Source organism: Corallococcus sp. bb12-1, from assembly GCF_026626765.1.
GTDB lineage: Bacteria > Myxococcota > Myxococcia > Myxococcales > Myxococcaceae > Corallococcus > Corallococcus terminator.
The window spans coordinates 323,231-342,642 of the sequence record NZ_JAPNJZ010000024.1 but is presented as its reverse complement, the minus strand read 5'-3'; the positions used below and the strand labels follow the sequence as shown (position 1 = coordinate 342,642).

At 68.2% G+C, this 19,412-nt stretch carries 15 protein-coding genes; 7 read left to right on the top strand and 8 right to left on the bottom strand.

Translation table 11 applies throughout. From position 1 onward, the window contains the following. Positions 1-394: 394 nt before the first annotated feature. Genes OV208_RS28995 through OV208_RS28985 form a run of 3 tightly spaced genes read right to left on the bottom strand, consistent with a single transcriptional unit; the run spans position 395 to position 3,706 of the window. Positions 395-835 (bottom strand): NUDIX hydrolase, encoded by a 441-nt coding sequence (locus tag OV208_RS28995; protein WP_420715056.1) that lies wholly within the window; start codon positions 833-835, stop codon positions 395-397. 26 nt (positions 836-861) lie between these two features. Continuing rightward, on the bottom strand, positions 862-2,394 hold the full coding sequence (locus tag OV208_RS28990; protein WP_267577164.1) for a DUF2380 domain-containing protein: 1,533 nt from the start codon (positions 2,392-2,394) through the stop codon (positions 862-864). Next, positions 2,384-3,706, bottom strand: a complete 1,323-nt coding sequence (locus tag OV208_RS28985) for a hypothetical protein (RefSeq protein WP_267577163.1) — start codon at positions 3,704-3,706, stop codon at positions 2,384-2,386. Before OV208_RS28985 ends, OV208_RS28990 begins: the two co-directional genes overlap by 11 nt. 465 nt (positions 3,707-4,171) lie before the next feature. Between OV208_RS28985 and istA the strand changes: the two genes are divergently transcribed. Then, positions 4,172-5,761 (top strand): IS21 family transposase, encoded by a 1,590-nt coding sequence (gene istA / locus OV208_RS28980; RefSeq protein ID WP_267577162.1) that lies wholly within the window; start codon positions 4,172-4,174, stop codon positions 5,759-5,761. Beyond that, entirely contained in the window at positions 5,748-6,515 is a 768-nt protein-coding gene (gene istB / locus OV208_RS28975) for an IS21-like element helper ATPase IstB (protein ID WP_267577161.1), read from the top strand. Before istA ends, istB begins: the two co-directional genes overlap by 14 nt. On the opposite strand, the gene OV208_RS28970 is transcribed toward istB, so the two are convergent. The 3 genes from OV208_RS28970 to OV208_RS28960 form a co-directional block, all read right to left on the bottom strand. Beyond that, the gene (locus tag OV208_RS28970; protein ID WP_267577160.1) at positions 6,442-7,701 is read right to left on the bottom strand and encodes a serine/threonine protein kinase; all 1,260 of its coding nucleotides are present in this window, start codon (positions 7,699-7,701) and stop codon (positions 6,442-6,444) included. The two genes, istB and OV208_RS28970, sit on opposite strands and share 74 nt — an antisense overlap. Before the next feature lie 176 nt (positions 7,702-7,877). After that, a complete protein-coding gene (locus tag OV208_RS28965) occupies positions 7,878-9,707 on the bottom strand; it encodes a serine/threonine protein kinase (RefSeq protein ID WP_267577159.1) in 1,830 nt (609 codons plus the stop codon). Positions 9,708-9,718: 11 nt separating this feature from the next. Next, positions 9,719-10,621 carry a DUF2381 family protein gene (locus tag OV208_RS28960; protein WP_267577158.1) on the bottom strand — a complete coding sequence of 301 codons (903 nt, stop codon included), beginning with the start codon at positions 10,619-10,621 and terminating at the stop codon, positions 9,719-9,721. A 286-nt stretch (positions 10,622-10,907) separates the two neighbouring features. Between OV208_RS28960 and OV208_RS28955 the strand changes: the two genes are divergently transcribed. The 5 genes from OV208_RS28955 to OV208_RS28935 all read left to right on the top strand — a co-directional run bounded on the left by OV208_RS28955 (position 10,908) and on the right by OV208_RS28935 (position 14,974). Beyond that, on the top strand, positions 10,908-11,810 hold the full coding sequence (locus OV208_RS28955) for a phosphatase PAP2 family protein (protein WP_267577157.1): 903 nt from the start codon (positions 10,908-10,910) through the stop codon (positions 11,808-11,810). A gap of 197 nt (positions 11,811-12,007) precedes the next feature. Next, on the top strand, positions 12,008-12,343 hold the full coding sequence (locus OV208_RS28950) for a hypothetical protein (protein WP_267577156.1): 336 nt from the start codon (positions 12,008-12,010) through the stop codon (positions 12,341-12,343). Between the two features lie 347 nt (positions 12,344-12,690). After that, positions 12,691-13,455 carry a hypothetical protein gene (locus OV208_RS28945; protein WP_267577155.1) on the top strand — a complete coding sequence of 255 codons (765 nt, stop codon included), beginning with the start codon at positions 12,691-12,693 and terminating at the stop codon, positions 13,453-13,455. 92 nt (positions 13,456-13,547) lie between these two features. Next, positions 13,548-14,222: a DUF6310 domain-containing protein gene (locus tag OV208_RS28940; protein WP_267577154.1), complete on the top strand. Its 675-nt coding sequence runs from the start codon at positions 13,548-13,550 to the stop codon at positions 14,220-14,222. After that, positions 14,219-14,974, top strand: a complete 756-nt coding sequence (locus OV208_RS28935) for a DUF5953 family protein (RefSeq protein WP_267577153.1) — start codon at positions 14,219-14,221, stop codon at positions 14,972-14,974. The genes OV208_RS28940 and OV208_RS28935 overlap by 4 nt, the downstream gene beginning before the upstream one ends. Before the next feature lie 157 nt (positions 14,975-15,131). Here OV208_RS28935 and OV208_RS28930 read toward each other — a convergent pair whose 3' ends face one another. Further along, the gene (locus OV208_RS28930) at positions 15,132-16,064 is read right to left on the bottom strand and encodes a metallophosphoesterase family protein (RefSeq protein WP_267577152.1); all 933 of its coding nucleotides are present in this window, start codon (positions 16,062-16,064) and stop codon (positions 15,132-15,134) included. Positions 16,065-16,162: 98 nt separating this feature from the next. After that, a complete protein-coding gene (locus OV208_RS28925) occupies positions 16,163-19,111 on the bottom strand; it encodes a choice-of-anchor D domain-containing protein (RefSeq protein ID WP_267577151.1) in 2,949 nt (982 codons plus the stop codon). Positions 19,112-19,412 lie beyond the last annotated feature (301 nt).

Below are 19,412 nucleotides of genomic sequence, written 5' to 3'. Positions count from 1 at the left end.
TCGTCCCATTCCCACACCCTGGCCCGTTGTCCGCCCGCCTGCTGTCCTCCGGAACCCGGGAAGTCCGACGTCGCGGGAACGCCATCCGACCCGGCGCAGTGGCGGTTCACCACCCCACGCGGCGGAGGAGTTCGTCACCCTGCGCGACAAGCGGCCCGACCCGTCGGAGAGCGCCACGCTGCTCGAACTGGGGCGTGAAATCGTGGCGGCGCCTCCGGAAGGATACGAGGGGATGAAGCGATGGGAAACCCAGGCAGGAAGCGCCGTTCCCCCTGTCCTCCTCATCCCTCTGCGTCCCCTTCCGTTCCCTGGTGTGCCCCCTCAATCCGCGTCGGAGGGGCACACTGGGGGCACATGGCGGCTTCGTCGCTAACTCACCAGCGACGGGTGGTGGTCAGGCCTCTTCGTCAGGTAGGAGCATGCGGACCAACTCATCGTCAGGCCCGAGCGGACGCCAGCCAGGGGACGGCGGATTGGAGAGGAGCACATCGCCGGCCCGGTCAACGCGCTCCTGATGGGTTTCCGGCGTGTAACCACTCCATCGACCGAGCGCGATGGCAACGTCCATACGGGCTTCGTCGTCCATCACGGCCGGCCAGCCGTCGGGGAAGTCGTCGGACAGCTCGCGCACGAGCACATCGCGCACAAGACGTGTGACCCGCCTACTCTGCTCTGCCTCAGCGAGCAACCCGCTGAACACCTGCACCGCAGCGACATCGTCTTCACCAAGCTCGTCGGCCAGTCTATGCAACGGGACGGCAGGGCGCGCCTCAGCAAAGGCGGTGAGCGTGTCGTAACCACGCTCGCGGACCCGCTCATACAGGCGGGCTCTCACGTCGCCCTCCCACGGATGCCGGGCGGTCAGGGGCCCCTCCAGGAGGCGAAGTTCATTGGGATCTTATAGTCCTTCATGTGCTTTGCGACGAGCTTCAGGATGGCATCCCGCGTCAACATGCGGCCGGCTCGTGTCTCGGCTTTGAGCAACTCGCGCATAAGAAACTGGTTCCATTCACCGGGCCATGTGCGACCCAGCTTCCAGTTTCCCCCGCCGTGGATCGCCTCGTGGTGGGCCTGCTCCAACCGGACGCAGAACTGGTCGATGTCCATGTCGCCCTTGAAGCCGCGCTGCTCGAACCACTCGCGGTGCTCCTGCGGCAGCACATGGTGTTTCGGAGCGTCCGACATGCCTGCCCCCGCTCTGCCCGTCACCTGCATGCTGCGCACCTCCGGGCTATCGCCCAGCGCTTCGCGCACGCCCTTGGGCAAGTCCTGGTGCGCCTGGGCCATCGTGACCTGCCCGCCCTGAATGAGGACGGCCGCGCCGACGGCAGGTACGGAGATGACGCCCGCCTGCACGAGCCTTCGCATCATCTCCACCCACTCGGCGGAGACCACCAGCCGCGAGCCCACCATGACTCTGCCCGAACTCATCACGAGGCCCACGCCAAGCATCACAGGGGCCGAGGGCGGCACGCGTGGCAGGGCCATCTTCATCGTGGAAATCATCGTGACCATCTCCACCGCCTGCATCGCCGAGATGACCTGCCCGCCAAGCTTCAGGGTCTCGCGGGTTTCCCGCTGGAGCGTGTCGAATTCATGCGTCAGCTTCCCCATCAGCTCGGGCATCGCGGTCGTCGCCGCCTCCACCCGCTCCGGGTCCAGTGAGGCGAGGTCCATCAGCGTGGGCTCCATCAACCCCTGCACGCGATGAAGGTCCACGAAGAGCTTCTCGGCGCTGCACATGGGGCAGTTGCGAAGCACGGCGTCCGCGAGGTGCAGGAAGTCCACCCAGGTGGCCAGCAGAAGGGTTCCAAACTGAGCTGCCTGGAGCTTCGGCCCCGTCCTGCGCAGCAGGCCCAGCTCCATGTCCGTGTCGCCAACTTCCGAGGCCACTTCCGTCAACGCGGTGGCGCTCCCGAGCGCGCCCTGAAGCCACGTCACCTGCTTCGAGCCTTGATCGAGGTAGCGCGTGAAGACGCCGGTGAGGCTCCAGCCCCAAAGGTCTGGAGGACGTGCCGCCAGCTTGGTGAACGCGGCCTCGACGCTGCGCAGGGAGCCCTTCACCTCTTTCGTCGCGTCGAGGACTGCCTGCCGTGTCAGTGCTGCGCTCCGGGCCCCGCCCCCAGCGGCTGCCTCCCTGCCGACGTCTCCCACGGCTGTCACGTCGTCACGCGGCTGCTGGCGGCGCAGGAGCCGTTGCTCGGACCCGGAGAGGACGCGTGGGAGGGAGTCCCAGGCACGCGGGGGCTCATCGTTCGGAGCCTTCACCCACGCGGGCGCGGAGTCCTCACGCGGCGCGTAGCTCAAGCTTCGGCCACGCGCAGGCACCTGCGACACGGAGGCGCATCCCGTGGCCATCAGCACCAGGGCCAACACCAGGGCGTCAGCGCGCATCGTCCACCCCCAGGCCCACCGAGGCGAAAGCACCTGGACGCAGCGTCCCGTCACCTTCCGGGAACAACAGCGTGCCGCCCGTGGCCATCGCATAGAGCTTCCCCGCCGCGATTCGCCAGCGCGCTTCCACCGCGCCCAGGTAGCGCGCTCCGGGCTGGCCCATGCCCACCCCAAGTCCCTTCAACGCCACGTCGAGGTTGCGCGCGAAGAGCTGCATCGACACACGCCCATCCACGTCGAAGCGGCCCCACGAGAAGGCTTCCGCGCCCAGTGACAGTTTCAGGTGCTTGGAGAGGCCACCGTAGCGGACCGCGTCCCAGCCCACCTCCGCCTCGCCATAGGCGGAAGTCCCGTCCGGGAAGAGAGCCTCCGCCAGTGGCACTCCCTCCGGCCCCGCCGCTTTGAAGCGCGCCAACTCGTAGTCCGGGCCGAAGTAGCCCTGTCGGAAGCCACCCTGCTGCCTACGCACCTCCAAGCGCAGCCGCAGGTCCAGCGTGGGCGTCAATGCATCCGCGCCCGCTCCCACCACCGCACCCCACGCGCCGCCCTCACCGGGCCGTCCGCCCCAGCCGGCAAGCAAGTGAACCTCGAAGCCCGGCCGCACCACCGCCACGGCGGTTCCGTCCAGGTGCGCCAGCGTCACCGAAGAGGCTCGACCTCCAGCCTTGCCCCAGTCATGCACGGCGGAGAAGGCCAGCGTGTAGCGGCCCGGCTCGCGAGGCTGGCCGAAGAGGACGTGCTCCAGGTCCAGCGCGGCTTCCGCCCCCATGAGGCGCGCGCCCAGCACGTCCGAGACGAACGCTTGCGTGTAGAGGGGTCCCAGGGTGGCGGTGAGGAAGCCTCCCGCTGGGTGATAGTCGGGATTGCTTCGGTTGGAGTAGCGCCGCACGAGATGCGCGGACAGCAGGCTGTAGGACTCTAGCGCGCCGAACCAGACGCCCACGGGCGCGTCGTTCGAGCCCAGCTTGAGGCCACGCACCACCTGCCCCCAGTCCGAGAGGCTGTCCCAGTCCTCTCTCCGCACAAGGCCCGTGCCACCCCACGCTCGCAACCGAACCGGAGCGCCCAGGTTGAGGCCGAACTCGGGACCACCATCCAGGACGAGCGTGGGTTCCAGTTGGACGAAGCCCTCGGCCTCACCGCCACTTGAGCGCGGAAGGAACGCGAGCGTCGCCACCTCCAGCCGCGCCAGTGAAGCCCAGGGACGGATCGGTGCCTTGGGGGCCGAAGCATCGGAGTCTGGCGAAGCCGTGGCCGCTCCTCGCAGGGAAAGGAGCCCCAGCCACAGCACCGCCCACCAGCGGTTGCCCATTGCTCGCGCCTCCTGACTGCACTCCGGCGTGGCGTGCGGAACCCCGTCATACCCGCCGAGTCCGACAGGCGGACTGGACCTGAAAGACACATGCCACCGAGGGCATGGAGGGAGGCGAGAGTCAGGGCTTCAGCCCGTGGGCGGGCGACTCCCACCAGCCGGGCGCGCTCCAGGGCCTGGCACTGTCGTCTGTAACGGGCCGGGGTAATGGATCGCAGCCGGGTCGGCCAAGCGGATCGGCCCAGGGTCGGCCAAGCGGATCGGCCCAGGGTCGGCCAAGCGGATCGCCCGCCGGAGAAGAGGCGGAGGCGGTCCGCCCACGGCGGAGGCGATTAGAAGAAACGTAGCCAGTGGGTAGGCTGAGTGCCTACCTGGGCAGTCATCCCATGCATCCTCGCGCCCCACCGAGCACCGCCGGAGCGGTGTGCGGAGGGGCGCGCGCGGATGAGTTACCGGAGAGTCGACATGGACAGGTTGAGAGAGCTGGTGCGGCTGCACCGGATGGGGACGGGTGCGCGCGAAGTGGCCCGGCTTTTGAGGATGGGCCCGAATACGGAGCGGGCGTACCGCGCGGCGCTCACGAGGGCGGGGATGCTGGAGGGGCGCCCGGAGGAGGTGCCCGAGTTGGAGACGCTCAAGCTGCGGGTGCTGGAGCACCGGCCGCCGAGGGTGCCCGCGCAGCAGACGTCGTCGCTGGTGGAATGGCAGCCGCGCGTGGAGTCATGGCTTGCCCAGGGACTGGGCGCACGCGCCATCCACGACAGGCTGCGGCTGGAGGTGGAAGGCTTCAGCGCCAGCGACTCGGCGGTGAAGCGGATGGTGCGGCAGCTGCGCAAGGCGCGGGGCGTGAGGGCGCAGGACGTCGCCATCCCCGTCGTCACCGCGGCGGGTGAGGTGGCGCAGGTGGACTTTGGCTACGTGGGAAAGCTGCTGTGCCCGAAGCAGAGGGTGCCGAGGAAGGCCTGGGTCTTCGTCCTGGTGCTGGCGCACAGCCGCTACCTGGTGGCGGACGTCGTCTTCGAGCAGTCGCTACCGACATGGCTGCGGCTGCACGTGGAGGCCTTCGAGCAGCTGGGCGGCGTGGTGGAGACGGTGGTGCCGGACAACTTGAAGGCCGCTGTGCTGCGCGCGGCCTTCACCCCGGACGAGCCGTCCGCCCTCAATCGCAGTTACCGCGAAGTGGCCCGGCACTATGGCTTCAAGGTGGACCCGACGCCGCCGTACGCGCCCCAGAAGAAGGGCAAGGTGGAAGCGGGCGTCAAGTACGTCCAGTCCAACTTCTTCAAGGGCCGCGAGGGGCAGGACGTCGACGCCGTGCGCGCGGACTTGAAGCGCTGGCTGGCGGAGGTGGCCAACGTGCGCCGGCACGGGACGACGGGCCGGCGCCCGGTGGATGTCTTCCGCGAGGAGGAGCTGCCTGCCCTGCGGCCCCTGCCCGCGAAGCGTTTCACGCCCGTCCTCTGGAAGGCCACGCGCGTCCACCAGGACAGCCACGCCCTCTTCGAGCGGCGCTTCTACTCGGTGCCCTGGCGCCTCGTCGGCAGCGAAGTCTGGCTGCGCGTCACCGACGCCAGTCTGGAGGCCTACGCGGACGACGTGCGCGTGGCCACGCACGCCCGGCGCGGCAGTGGCCTCTACAGCACCCACGAGGCGCACCTGCCCCAGCACCGCGCGGACCTGCGCCACCGCAGCCGCGGCTACTGGGAAGGGCGGGCCGCGAGGCTGGGCGAGGACGTCCTCACCTACGTGCGCGCCGTCTTCGACTCCGACGACGTGCTGTCGCAGCTACGTGCGGTGCAGGCCATCGTCACCCACCTGGAGAGCTTCCCGCCCGAGCGCGCCCAGGCCGCCGCCCGCAGGGCCCACTACTACGGCGCGTACACCTACCGGGCCATCAAGAATCTGCTGCGCCAGGGACTGGACTTGCAGCCGCTGCCCCTGGCGCTCGCGGCCCCGGCGTCACCCTCGCTTCCTCAGCCGCGCTTCGCACGCAGCGTGGCCGAGCTGCTGCACCCCTCCGTCGTGCCCCAGGAGTCCGAAATTGAGTGCCACTGACGCGCTCGTCCCCATGCTCAAGAAGCTGCGCCTGTCCGGTGTCCTCCAGTCGCTTCAGCTGCGCACCCAGCAGGCGGTGGACGACAACCTCTCCCACTCCGAATTCCTCTACCGGCTCTTGGGCGACGAGGCGGAGCGACGCGACTCCAAGCAGCTCTCCCAACGCGTGCGCCGCGCCTGCTTCGAGCACGCAAGGACGCTGGAGGACTTCGACTTCCACTTCAACCCCAGCGTCCCCAAGGCCAAGGTGCTGGAGCTGGGCACGTGCGGCTTCCTGGAGCGCCACGACAACGTCCTCATCGTCGGCCCCACCGGCGTCGGCAAGTCCCACCTGGCCCAGGCCCTCGGCCACCGTGCCTGCCGCGCCGGCTACAGCGCCCTCTACCTGGGTGCCCACGAGCTTCTCCAGCAGCTGCGCGCCGCCCGGGGCGACGGCAGCTACGAGAAGCGCCTCCTGCGCTTCACCTCGCCCGAGCTGCTCATCATCGATGACCTCGGCTTGCGTGCCCTCACCCAGGATGAACCCGCGGACCTCTACGAGGTGGTCCGCCAGCGGTACGAGCGTAAGAGCACCGTCATCACCTCCAACCGCGCCATCGAGGAGTGGCCGCCCCTCTTCGGCGACCCGCTGATGGCCAGCGCCGCCATGGACCGGCTCCTCCACCACTCCCACCTCCTCGTCATCGAAGGCGACAGCTTCCGCAATCCGCCCCCAACGCGGCGCAGGAAGCCCTCCTCCCAGGAGCCTCGGTAGTCTCCGGATGCGATCCGCTTGGCCGACCCCACCTCGCCAACGCCGCGAACTCGAGCTGCGGCTGCATGACGAACTCGTCACCCCGATCCGCTTGGCCGACCCTCCTGCGGTCCATGACCCCGGCCGTTGACACCCTCACCGCGTCTTCTCCCGAATAGGGCGGCAACCGAGCCAGCCGCGCGCGCAAGAGGCCCTCCAGCTCCGACGCCGTGGCGAAGCGCTCCGAGGGTTCGGGCCGCAGCAGCGTGTGGAGGATGTCGCGCAGGGGCACGGACAGCCCTTGCGCCGCGCGCTCCACGTCCCCGGAGCGGTAGGACATGGCGCACCGGATGATGTCCTCCGCGAAGGGCGGCAGCGTCAGCCCCAGCGAGGCCACCGACGCCGCGAGCACCTTCTCCCGTTCCTCCCGTGACAGCCGCGCCTCCACCCCGTCCGCGAGCAGATGGCCCGGGTCGTAGAGGTGCCGCCCCGTGGCGAACTCCAGCAGCGTCAGTCCCAGGGAGAAGAGGTCCGCTCGCGCATCCACCGTATCGCCCATCAGCGCCTCGGGCGCGGCATAGAGGACTTCACCTTGGGGCCGGGGGAAGGACGTCGCCACGCGGCCCGTCAACCGGGAGAGGGCCACGCCGAAGTCCGTCATGCGCACTTCACCGCGCGGCCCCAGGCGGATGCGGCCCGGGTTGACGTCGCGGTTGACGATACCCAGCGGCAGGCCCGCTTCATCCGTGCGCGTGTGCGCGGAGTCCAGCGCCGCCGCGACCTCCGCGCCCACGTAGAGGACGAAGGATTCGGAGAAGTAGCGCCCGCGCGCCTGGGCCACCGATAGCAGCGTGTTGAGGGACAGGCCCTCCAGATTCTCCATCACCACGCACAGCCCATGCGTCATCTCAACCAGCCCATGGACGCGCGCGATGCGCGGGTGCTGGAGGTAGCGCGCGAGCCGCACCTCTTCCTCCAAGCGCGTCCGCGTGAGCTGGAAACCTTCGGACAGCGCTTCTCCTTGCGGCAGGGGAATGCACTTGAGCACCACGCAGTCACCCAGCCCTTGAGGCGTCCGGACGAAGGCGAGCAGGACGCGCTCCCCCAGGCGCCCCGCGCCCAGGTCCCGGAAGAATTCGTAGGAGGTGTCCCCCTGCGTGAAGAGCACGACGCCGCTGGAGAGCGGTGGGTTGGACGGATGGACCATGCGGATACCCCTTGCACCCGCGCGAGAGGAATTCGCGCGAAGGAATGTGCAAGGTAGGGCTCGCATCGCTCAGGGGGAACGACGCGACGGGTTCAACGTTCCCCGCAGTCCCCCCTCACTCCGAGTGAGATGGACAGAGGCTGAATCGTAAACAGGCGTTACTTTGGGCAGGGGCCTCAACGCCAACGTTCGACCGCGAGGCCGGACTGATTACGGCGGGCCACAATCTCCCCCGGCTTGGACTCGTCGCTGGTGAGCCATCCGAGTTGATAATCATTTCCCATCTCAATGCAGACCGGCACTCGCTGGCCATTCGGAAGACGGGCCTCGGTGTAGCGGCCCAGCAGCACGTCCTTGTTCCCCGTCCACAGGTAGCCGTAAAGCAGCGTGCCCTCGGGGAGCTCGGGCCGGGCGCCGTTATGCACCTCACCCGTCACGGGCCCCTCGCGGTAGACCCCTAGATCACCTTCGCCCTTCTGACGCGCGTCCACGTAGAAGGCGACATAGGCCTCCTTTCGCAACCCCAGCCCACCGTCCTTCTTCTTATTGAACATCGCCTTGCGCGCGGCCTCGGGGCATTCCGCGGACTCGGGACGCACCTGGGCTGCCGGGCACCCCATCTGGAGGGCGGCTGCGGCGGTCAGGCCCGCGCACGTCTTGAGGAAGCCCCCCCACTCCGCCGGGGGCCACCCCTGGGAGACGGCCAGGGGCGTTGGCTTCCGGGTGGAGGTGGCGGGCGGCGAGAGGGGCGAGGGAGCGCGCTTCACGGGAGGACTTTCCTTCGGCTCGGGTGCGGACACGGGAGAGGCTACTTCAGGGGGCATCGTGATGGGCGCTGGACGGGGAACAGGCTGCTTCGACTCTTGGGGCACCTGCCGTGCGGAGGAGGGCGTTACCGGTGCGCGCTGTGCGGCCGGAGGAGACTCCGAGGGCGTCGTGAAGCGCCAGAGCACGAGGCCGCCCAAGAGCACGGCGAGCGCCACCACGAAAGCCCCTCTTGCGGTCACGAGTCCACGCCGGGCAGTAGGGGCGGGCACGTCCTGCGATGGCGCGGGGGACGGCACTTCGGGGGCGAGTTGGACGGGAGGCTTGGGAACGTGGAAGGGCTCCCTCCAAGCGACTCCCACCTCGGGCAGCAGTGCCGCCAACTCGCGCCGCATCACCTCCGCCGTGGGGGCACGCTTCTCCGGGTCCCGAGCAACGAAATGGAGGACGGCCGCGCCCAGCGCCGCTGGCACCCGAGGATTCAGCGAGTGCGGCGCGGGCAACTCCAGCCGTCCCCCCAGGAACATGGCGGGAGCCTCGCTCCAGGGACGCGCAATCGTCAGCAGGTCATAGAGGCAGATGCCCAGTGCGTAGACGTCATCCGTGGCCTTGAATGCGTAGCGCGCCTCGGACTCCTCGCCATGCTCGCGCAGGAACTTCGTGGCCTCCGGGGAGCGGTAGCGCCGGGTGCCGGGCGGCAGGGGGCCCTCCGTCAATTCCGGCGCCTGCGCGTAGCTGCCCACCCCGAAGTCCAGCAGGAAGGGCTCCCCGTCGGAGGCTCGCACGAGGATGTTGCTCAGCTTCAAATCCCGGTGGAAGACGCCTCGCGAATGCACGTGGGCGAGGGCGGAGGCCAGCTTGATGAAGAGGGCCGTCACCTCATGCGCCGTGGGGTGCATCTTCTCCAGCCACTCGCCCAGCGTGTAGCCCTCCACGTAGTCCTCGACGACGTAGAGCCAGCCCCGCGTCGCGTCGTTCCATCGGCCGTGGGCGTGCGTGCGCACGATGTTGGGATGGCCGCTCACCTGAACGAGGCAGACCATTTCTCGCAGCAGGCGCGCATCGGACTGCTCCGCATCCCCGCTGCTGGCGCGGCGCATGGCCATCTTCAGCGCGAATTTCTGGCCGTCCTTCTCCACGAGGTAGACGGCGCCGAAGGAGCCCGAGCCCAGGGGCTTCACCACGCGCCAGCCATCCACCATCTGCCCAGGCTTCAAACTGGTGGGAATGAAAAGCACCATGGCCCGCGCTTCTAGAACACCACGGAGGGGATGAGAAGGCGCCGGGCCCCCCTGCTGTCGCGCAGTTCCACCCGATGGTCGCTGCCTTCGAGCCAATCCTCGCCACGGACCTCCACCACGACACGCGCCTTCCCGCCGGGAGCGATGCGCGGTTCCTTCATCGTCACCGTGACGGCACGGGAACGGCCTGGGGATAGCCGGGCCTCCGTGGGCGTCCAGGGCGCCGTCCCTTCATTCGTGATTTCAAGCGAGAGCGCGACCCACCCTGTCCCCCGGAAGGCGATGACCTGCTTTACCTTCAATCCGTCAGTGGGCTTCGGTGGGTGGAATCCGGGCTCCTTCGCCTTGACACCTTCAGAGTCCATCGTCCCGGTCAGGATCATGCCCGAGGGCCCCGTGGCCGCGCTTCGCGCCCGCAGCGATTCCAACTCGGCGTCCTTGCCCGCGCATGCGGCGCGCACCTCGTCCAGTTCGGCCTGCACCGCCTCGGCCGTGCGTGGCAACCGGGACACCTGGACCTGAGCATCCACCTGCGTGGCATTCGTGACGAGCGCGAACACGGCCCGCGCTGGGGACATGCCATCCGCGAAGGGCACGGTCAGCAGGACGCGCTCACCCGCTGCCACATCGGCCGCGGGCCTGAGCATGACCAGCCGGTCATTGACCACGAACAGCTCCAGGCGGTCTCTGGCGTCACCCAGCTTCACGCCCGCGCGGTCCACGGGGGAGTCGAAGTCCAGCACGGTGACGGAGCCCGAAGCGACGTGCAGTTCCACCAGCTTGCCGGTTGCGGACTGGGAGAGCGCCACGCGCCGCTGCACCAGTTCGCGCCCGCGTGGGTGTTCCTGAGCCGTTGCGTTCGTGCCCAGCAGGAGAAGGGACAGCAGAAACAACGGCCGGGAAACCAGGAGCACCAGCGGGCAACCTCCGAGAAGACGGCGCCGACGGTAACAGGTGACGTGGGGTCGCAGGTCTTCGCGCCTCCTACGAACACGGTCGTTTCGGCAAGTCGGGGTTTCGGCAACGATTCATTTCCCAGCGGGCCCAAAACCCGACGGGCGCGCGCGGGCGGAGCCGCAACGGGCGATGCGCTCAGGATCACGCCTTCGCCGTGAGTGGACAAGCCCAACGCCCGCTGAACCCGACGACACCGGGGATTGCCGGAAAGGGGTGGAGCGCCTCTATGCTCCTCCGCCCCATATGCCCGCCTCCCTCCGGACCCTCGCCACCCTCTGCCTGTTCCTCCTGACGCTGGCGCCGCTGTCGCAAGCCTCCGCCCAGGACACGGCCTCCGACGCGCCCCACGCCCTGCGCTTCAACTGGACCCGGGACGGCATCATCACCGGCGGCGCGGGCGCGCTGTGGCTCTCCAGCGAGACCGTGTTCAAGGACAACCTCGCCCCGGCCCAGTGCCGCTGGTGCGACCGCGCGCCGGATGGCACCGACACGCTCAACCGCCTGGACCGCTGGGGCCGGGGCATCGCGGGCAACACCGAAGCGTCCCGCAAGCGCGCGGACACCTGGAGCAACATCATCGGGTTCGCGGGCCTGCCCCTGGGACTGCTCGGCGCCCAGTACGTCGCGGGCCACTCCACCGGCGCGTCCGGCGAGTACTTCGCCCAGGACGCCACCATCATGGTTGAAACGGCCGTCATCGCGTCCGTCGTCAACCAGGCGGTGAAGTTCACCGTGGGCCGCGAACGCCCCTTCGTCCACGTGCTGTCCGACGCCGACAAGGGCCTCACCGCCCACCCCTCCGACAACAACCTGTCCTTCTACAGCGGGCACACCAACCTGGCCTTCTCCCTGGCCGTGTCCGCCGGCACCGTCGCCGCGCTGCGCGGCTACAAGCACCAGGGCCTCATCTGGGCCGTGGGCCTGCCGCTGGCCGCGTCCGTGGGCCTTCTGCGCATGGGCGCGGACAAGCACTACCTGTCCGACGTGCTCACCGGCGCCGTGATTGGCTCCGCGTTCGGCGTGGCGGTGCCCCTGCTCCTCCACGGCCGCACCGACGACGCCGCGCCCTCCTCCCGCCGGGCCTCCTCCCTGTCGCTCAACCCCTCGATTGGCCGGCAGATGGTGGGCGTGTCCGGGGCCTTCTAGGAGCGTGTCCGGGTCAGCCGATAAACGACATCCGACCCACGAGCTCTGGTACCGGGCCTCAAAGCTGGATCCAACCTGGAGTGGATCATCCGATGACTCCAACAAGCTCCCATGCTCCTGTAGCCCGCCGAAGCGCTCACCACCGACAAGACCGGGGAAGCCAGCCGCCGGTTCAAGCGGATCAGGAAGATGCGTCTATGAGAGACACGAAGCACGAATACACAGGTCTTTGGGACGAAGACATCCTCGCTCTGCACGTCTCGCGCAACGGCTTTGAGGGTCTGCCTGTAAGCTCCCATGAGGAACTGGTCGACAGGCTCAACAGCAGGCCGAAGAAACCCAGGGCCCCCCTTGAGGTGCCCAGCTTCAAGAATAGGGTTCAGAACATGGAGAACCGAGACGACCCCAAGAAGGGTCTGTCAAATGCGGCAAAGCAGTCCAAGCTCATCCATGCATGGTTCGGGGAAATGGCTCCTGAAGAGTTCAGAAGACTGTGCGTTCGCATTCTCACCATCAGGGATATTGACGAATGACCGAGGTACTGCCGTACCCAAGCAGGGAGCGCGGCCTGGGCCGACATATGCCCAAAGGGGCCTACACGGCTTCCTCATCGGCTTGGGTCACAGCCCCGGAGCACCCATTAGCGACCCTCCTCGGTCCCTCGACCCCCTGGCTCCAACCCTCACCCTCAACAGAATCTCACGTCAGTACTCATATACGCATCAAGGCTGAGGTTCTTCATCATGGGTGACTCCTAAAAACTGGCTGTGGAGTGCTGCTTAGAAACCACCTGGCTCTGGAGCTGGCATTTGAGAAGCAAGGAATGAAAGCGACTGATGGACGCCGGCGAAAGTCATTCTCACAAAGAAGGCTCGAGAACATGAAACTCGACCTGCAGGTAGCGGCCAATGCTAGAAAGCAGAGACATCTTCTTCAATCGAGCAAGCAGCCTTCTCAGCTCAGTTACAAGTTCGTCGGCGATCGTCATGTCTTGTCCGGGCTCTACCTTGAGAGCAAACGTGTGCCTGACGTGGTGCGATATGTACTCGACCTGACCAGCAGCACGCCTGCGGTGCCCTTGTCTCCTTGCCAAGGCTGCGCAAATCCCATCAAAAATGATGAATGGCAAGATGTGCGGGCAGACGAGCACACTTCACCGCACAAGCGAATCGTGCTGCTCCTTGAATCGCCGCACAGGTACGAGTACACGCAAACCTTCACGCCCATTGCGCCTGCGCAGGGAACCACCGGCGAGGGGATTGAAGCTTGCATACTTCCGCTGCTCAACAAGTACGAGCGACTCGAGTTGCCACCGGATCGCTATGAGCTGTTGATATGCAATCCGGTCCAGTTCCAAGCCTCGCTCTACGAGTTACATGGCCAGTCCCTCAACGAGAACAGTCCGGCCCAGCGATTGAGGGACATCACCTGGCGGACGCTGTACTACGACATGAACGAGCGGGACGGATTTCTCCAGCGCCTTGGGCGCTACAACGCCGCCGCCGTCATCGTTGCCTGTACGGCAGCTCTCAAGCAGGAAGTGCTGGGTGACGTGAGGTGCTGGGCGAAAGACCGCCCGGTGCCCGTGGTGGAGGCCAGCTCCCATCCTTGTACCTGGCGCAGGAGCACGGTTACGTTCGCGTGAACGCGAGCCCCCGAGCCATCCGTACAGGTCCGGCGCCAGTCATGAGCCATCTCAGACCCGTTGCTCCTTGCCTCGGTGGAAAGGCTGTGGTCATGCGTTCCCGCGCTTGCATCGGACTCCTGCTTTTTCTCTCCGCCTGCGCTACGTCGACACCGACGCCCAGCGCGCGGGGAGCTCGGAGCCAGAGAATGGCCAACCTCCAGCGAGCGGCGGCGCTGCCCTGGACGGACGGCGGGCAGTGCGTTGTCCGCGAGGCTTCCCAGCCTTGGCCCGTCCTGGTGGAGAGGTGTTATCAGGCCCTCGACCATGACCAGATCGAGTTCCACGACACCGCGGGAAGATGCGCGGTCGCCTCCGCTGGCGCTGGTGCCATGGGAGTCGGGCTCTGTGTTCTGGTGGCTCCTGAGCTCGTTGTGGGGGCCGTGATCGTCCTTGGCGTGGTGGTGGTCGCCGTCGCCATCAAGGAAGAGCTGGAGGCATATGAGCTACGCCACGCCTCCCCCGATGAGTGCGCCGACGAGTTCCCTCCCAACCGTTACCCTGGAATGGACGTGCTCGTGGGCGGTGTACGCTTCGATGCACTGCAAGTCGGTGTACGCAAGTTGTGGGAGATCAAGAGGGAAGTCGAGCAGCTACGCAAGGAGAGAAAAACTGCGATGGCATGCGGATATGAATTTGTCATTGGGGTGAGTACCGAGGCGCACAGAGACGCGCTGTTGCAAGAGAATCAGTCCCTGAATGTCGTCGTCACGGGGTGCAGGCGATGACTGCCCGAAAAAGGCTCACCTTCATCGTCTACGCGCCTGCGCTTGAGGGCAAAGACCGCCGCGCAATCGATAGCGTCCATGGGATGGAGAAGGCGCTTCCCGGTTTGCGGCTGGAATGGCGGCTCTCTAAAAGCGGGCGCCCCGATGCATTGCCGCAGCGTGACGCGTGGCTCATGGAAAAGATTGAGGACGGAGGCTTCCCGATGGTGTGTAACGGGGACGAGAGCTACCCCGTGACGGTCTGGGGAGCGGAGAACCCGGGGCCCTTCAGCGCAGGCGGTCAGGCCCAGTTCGAGGTGCACGCGAAACTGCCCCTGGACGAGCCGGTGATCGCGTCAGCGGCCGAGATGCTGGAGGGCGTGGCGGAAGGAGCGCGTGCGCTATGGGGACGAGCGACGCCATACGACGCCGCAGTGGACATCGCGTATCAGACTGCCCCCACGCTGAAAGGGCCGCCATCTCCACGCCGGGGGCTGCCCGCCCTGAAACTCTTCGAGCACATCCGCGCGCCCGAGATTCCCTATTACCTTGGGTGGCTCAACTATTGGTCTGCCGCAGCCGCGCGGGCCATCGGGTTCCCGGACCCGACCCGTGACGCCGAGCTGCTTTCACGGGCGCGGCGCACGGCGACGGGCGGGTGGGTCGTGCAACTCACCGATGCGCCGCTCGACCTGGACAACCCCGCCCACCTGGACGCGCTCCTGCGGGTGTATGAGCGGTTCCCGGAGATCGGTGGACGTGCAGCGCTTTGACCCGATTCAGGGGTCCGGCGCGCCGCTTCGGCTGTAGGAAAGAGGAGCAACTCCTCGAAGCCGCCCTCCTCGGACGCCCCTGGCATCCCGCGACCTCTGAAGAAGCGCACGGGCCGCAGCCCGTTGTAGGAGCTGCCGCGCCGGGGCGTGGACGTCGTCAAGCTGTAGCGTTGTCGTTCGGCGACGCGCTGCCCGGCCCGTCGCCATTGTCGGCGTCCACCAGCGGCGGCAGCGTGTGCAGCCCCCAGCGCTGCCCCACCTGCCACGCGACGGCGCCGCTGACGCCCCAGCCGGCGCGCTGGGCCTCGCGGCCCTCGAACTCCAGCCAGAAGACGGCGGTGTCCGGCTTGGCCGCCTGATCCAGGCACGCCACGCGCGACTGCGTGCGCCCCTGCGCCTCCAGCGACACGGCGAAGGGCTTGTGCGAATGGCCGCAGAGCACCCAGCGCGGATGCACCACGTCCACCAGCTTGCGTGTCACCGGGTTGCCAATCCACGGCGAGGGCAGCGGCCGTTCAGGGGCCAGCCGCTCCTCGCGGGCCTTCTGCACGATGCCCCGGGGCCACTCGTGCACGAGCAGCAGGTCCACGTCCTGGAGCGCGGCCACCTGCTCCACCTCCGCGGCGCGGAAGTAGCCCGCCTGCTTCGCCGTATCCAGCGTCGTGGGCCGCTTCAGCGGCTGGTCGATGAAGCGGGGCGCGTGGATGCCGGACAGGTACGCCACGCGCAGGCCGCGCACCTCCCGCAGGCCGGCGCGGCCCAGGTAGTGGACGTCCGGGGCCAGCTCGCCGCCGTCGGGCAGGTCGTGCAGCGCTTCGAAGTCCTCGTTGTTGCCGCCAATGAAGTACAGCGGCCGCTTCACGCGACGGAGGCCGTCCGCGTACTCGGCGAACTCCGCGGGCATGGCCCGCTTGGCGGCCTTGCGCTTGTGGTCGTCCGCGCGGCGGAAGGCCTCCACGTCCCCCACCGCCAGCACCAGGTCCACGCGGCGGCCCCGCGCCTCTTCCAGCGCGTCCAGCCATGCCTCCACCCGGTGGAAGCGTCCATGGATGTCACCCAGCGCGGCGACGAGGAGGGAGTCCTGCGGCATGACCCAACTCAAAGCCTCCCGTCCCGCGCTGTCGAGTCACCCGCCCCCACGTCTGCCCGGTGAAGGACGAATGGCCGTCCACCGAGCCTACGGGCAGCCTACGGGCAGCCCAGCGGATAGGTGATCTCCACCAGGGCACCCGGCGGAGGGGCGCGCTGGCGGTCGAAGATGACCGCGTTGGTGCGGCCGTCATACGTCCACCCGCCCACCACCGGGGTGCCCTCCACCCGGACGGTGATGGCCCCGGTGTCCGCGGGCTTCTCCGACAGGGGGAAGTTGCGGTTGGGACCGAAGGCGCTCTCCGACAGCTTCTCCAGCGACGTGGCCCAGTTGGGCGTGCAGATGCTGTCCACCACGCCCCCCAGCTTCAGGGCCAGTTCCATGTAGCGGCTGCCGGAGCTGCTGGAGGTGGGGCAGGTGGTGAGGTCCGCCGGGCCCACCACCGCGTTGAAGCTCACCTTCGCGGGGTCGTTGCCCTTGAGGGCCAGGAAGTACGTCTCGTAGAAGGCCACCGGCTGCGAGCTGAAGTCCTCCTCGTCCGACAGCGCGATGATGGCCAGCTTCGCGTCCTGGCGCAGGAAGCCCCCGTTGCCGTCCGCCGGCTGCGGCGTGCGCGGATCGTCCAGGTTGTAGAGCAGCGGATCCGACAGCGCGCGCCACGCCGCGTCCAGGCCCTGCTCGTTCCAGTGGCACACGCCCACCTTCGTGTTGAAGGCGAAGACGCTGGCCGCGTGGGGCGTCTGGGGCGTGATGATGCGCGGGCTGGAGCCGTCCACCGGGAACAGGCGTCCGTTCTCACCGCCGAGCGCGCCGCCGGGGCACTCCGACCAGCCGCCTGGAGACGGGTCCAGGCCGGTGGTCGTCACGCCGATGCGGTAGTCCACCTGCGCGGCGGTGGCGGCGGAGAGGAAGGCGGAGAAGTTCTCCCCCAGGCTCTGCTGCTCCTCCATCATGGAGCCCGAGTTGTCGACGATGAAGAGCACGTCCACCTTCGCCTCCGCCTCCTGGAAGAAGCGGTCGGTCTGCTCCGTCTTCGACATGGCCTGTCCCAGCAGGCCCGCGTTGTAGACGGAGCCATCCGCCAGCGTGAAGCGCACCGTCGCCGCGTCGTCGCCCGCTTCCACGGGCGTGTACTTCGCGGTGAGCTTCACCCGGGCCCCCGGCTGGAGCGTGCCCGGCAGCGCCCCCGACATCGCGAACTCCTGGCCCGGCTGCTCCAGCTTCATGCCGGCCACCTTCACCGCCGCCGGACAGTCGTTGTAGGCCATGAATTCGCGCGTGCGGGCACCGCACGACAGCCGGCTCACGCCGAAGTCCACCGTGGTGGGCTGCACGGAGAAGCACCCCCGCACGCCCTGACCGGACAGGGACACCATCGGATGGCCCAGCGTCGGATGGCTCACCCAGCCTTCCGCGAGCCCCTGGAAGGGCCCTTCGGTGTCCGGCTGGAAGCGCACGATGAGCGTCGCCTTCTTGCCGGGCGCGAGCACGCCGTTGCCCACCGGCTCCGCCTGGAAGGCCCCGTCCGAACCCGACGCGAGCTGTAGGGCCGACAGGTAGCAGGCCTGCGTGCCGGTGTTGCGCAACGTCACGCCCAGCGCCACGCGCGAGCCCACCGGCACCTTTCCGAAGTCCAGCGTCCGCGGAAGCGAATAGACACAGGGCGGGAACTCCCTGCCCTCGCCGGAGAGCGAAACTCCGTCCGTGGCGAGGGAGCCGTCATGCGACGTGGTGACGTTGAGGACCCCGTCGCTCACGCCGGTGACGCCCACGCGGGGGCTGAAGGTCAGCCCCACCTTCACGCGGGCCCCGGGCGCCACGGGCAGGCTCGCTGGCGGCTGCGCCAGGGTGAAGTAGCCGCCCGTCTTCGTCGTGAGTACAAGCCCGGTGACGGCCGCCTCGTCGCGGCAGTGGTTGTGCACGGTGACATCGCGCGAGGCCGTCATGCCGAAGGCCACCGCGCCGAAGTCCAGCCGCGCGGGCGTCACCTCCACGCACGACGTGCCCCCCTCGCCCGTGAGCGACACCTTGGGCCCCGGCGACGTGGTGTCCGTCTTGCGCACGGCCACCTCCACGCGGCCGTCCTTCACCTTGCCGGAGGCCACGGGCGTGAAGGCCACGCGCAGCTCCACCACCGCGCCCGGCGGCAGGATGTCGTTGGACAGCACCGGCGCGCTCACCACCTTGAACACGCCTGAAGGGTTCTCCAGGAGCGCCGCGCCCTTGTAGCTGAGCGCTTCCGTGCCCTGGTTGCGCACGGTGATGCGCGCCTCGGCGGTGGCGCCCACGGCCACCCGGCCGAAGTCCACGCGCAGCGGCGTCACCTCCAGCATGCTCGCGACGCCCGTGCCGGTGAGCGTCACCACCGCGGGCTCGCAGCCTTCGCACACCGTGACGTGCAGGGCCGCCTCGGAGGTGCCCAGCCGCACCGGGCTGAAGGCCACCGGCACCTTGCGCGTCTCATGCGGCGCGAGCACCGACGGCAGCCCCGCCCCGGCGGAGAATTGATCCGCGTCCGTGCCCTCCACCGACAGCACCAGCGGGCTCTCCACGTCGGAGGGATTGCGCACCGTCACCTCACGCATCTCCACCAGCCCCAGGTTCACGTTGCCGAAGTCGAGCGCCGTCTCCGTCACCTCCACCAGCGCCTTCACGCCGCGCCCGGTGACGGGCACCTGCGCCACCGCCTCCCCCGACGCGTCGGTGAGCACCTCCAGTTGTCCCTGGATTTCGCCCTCCACGTCGGGCGTGAAGCGCACTTCGATCTCCTGCTCCGCGCCGGCCGACAGCGTGAAGGGGGCGAAGGACGGAACGCTGACGTTGGGCAGCGTGGAGCGGGCCCCCTCCACCCGGTAGGACGCGCGGCCCTGGTTCGCCAGCCGCAGCTTCATCGTCTTGGTGCGACCCAGCGCGGACGCACCGAACTCCAGCAGCTCCGGTCTCGCGGCGAACCCCGTGCGTGCCTGGTGTGACGCCGGCCGCTCACAGGCCGTCCACACCACCGTCGCCAAGGCCACCACCACCGTCGCCCATCGAGATCCACCCATACAGAGTCCCGTCCTTCCCACACCTGGCACCGGTGTCCCCCCGAACTGCCCTGCACGTGGATCCGGTTGGCGTAGAAAGATGCAATGCGGGTGCCTGCCTTCCGCACGAGCCCCCGTCGCACCGCTGACAGGGCAAACCAGCGCCACGACAAGGGCAGGCATCCAAAGCAGCAAAACTTGGAATTCGACGTTTCGTGGAAGCGATAGCAAAAGCTTCCAAAACGGTTGGTGCCTCACCGACCTCTCGCCCCGAGGGGCTGTCCGCCTTTTCGTGGGGCGGGTGATGGCTGGGAGACGGCTG

Coding starts and splice junctions, on each gene's coding strand:
- OV208_RS28990 (WP_267577164.1), bottom strand. CDS start 2,394: ATGCGCGCTGACGCCCTGGTGTTGGCCCTGGTGCTGATGGCCACGGGA.
- OV208_RS28985 (WP_267577163.1), bottom strand. CDS start 3,706: ATGGGCAACCGCTGGTGGGCGGTGCTGTGGCTGGGGCTCCTTTCCCTG.
- istA (WP_267577162.1), top strand. CDS start 4,172: ATGGACAGGTTGAGAGAGCTGGTGCGGCTGCACCGGATGGGGACGGGT.
- OV208_RS28970 (WP_267577160.1), bottom strand. CDS start 7,701: ATGGTCCATCCGTCCAACCCACCGCTCTCCAGCGGCGTCGTGCTCTTC.
- OV208_RS28965 (WP_267577159.1), bottom strand. CDS start 9,707: ATGGTGCTTTTCATTCCCACCAGTTTGAAGCCTGGGCAGATGGTGGAT.
- OV208_RS28955 (WP_267577157.1), top strand. CDS start 10,908: ATGCCCGCCTCCCTCCGGACCCTCGCCACCCTCTGCCTGTTCCTCCTG.
- OV208_RS28950 (WP_267577156.1), top strand. CDS start 12,008: ATGAGAGACACGAAGCACGAATACACAGGTCTTTGGGACGAAGACATC.
- OV208_RS28945 (WP_267577155.1), top strand. CDS start 12,691: ATGAAACTCGACCTGCAGGTAGCGGCCAATGCTAGAAAGCAGAGACAT.
- OV208_RS28940 (WP_267577154.1), top strand. CDS start 13,548: ATGCGTTCCCGCGCTTGCATCGGACTCCTGCTTTTTCTCTCCGCCTGC.
- OV208_RS28935 (WP_267577153.1), top strand. CDS start 14,219: ATGACTGCCCGAAAAAGGCTCACCTTCATCGTCTACGCGCCTGCGCTT.
- OV208_RS28930 (WP_267577152.1), bottom strand. CDS start 16,064: ATGCCGCAGGACTCCCTCCTCGTCGCCGCGCTGGGTGACATCCATGGA.
- OV208_RS28925 (WP_267577151.1), bottom strand. CDS start 19,111: ATGGGTGGATCTCGATGGGCGACGGTGGTGGTGGCCTTGGCGACGGTG.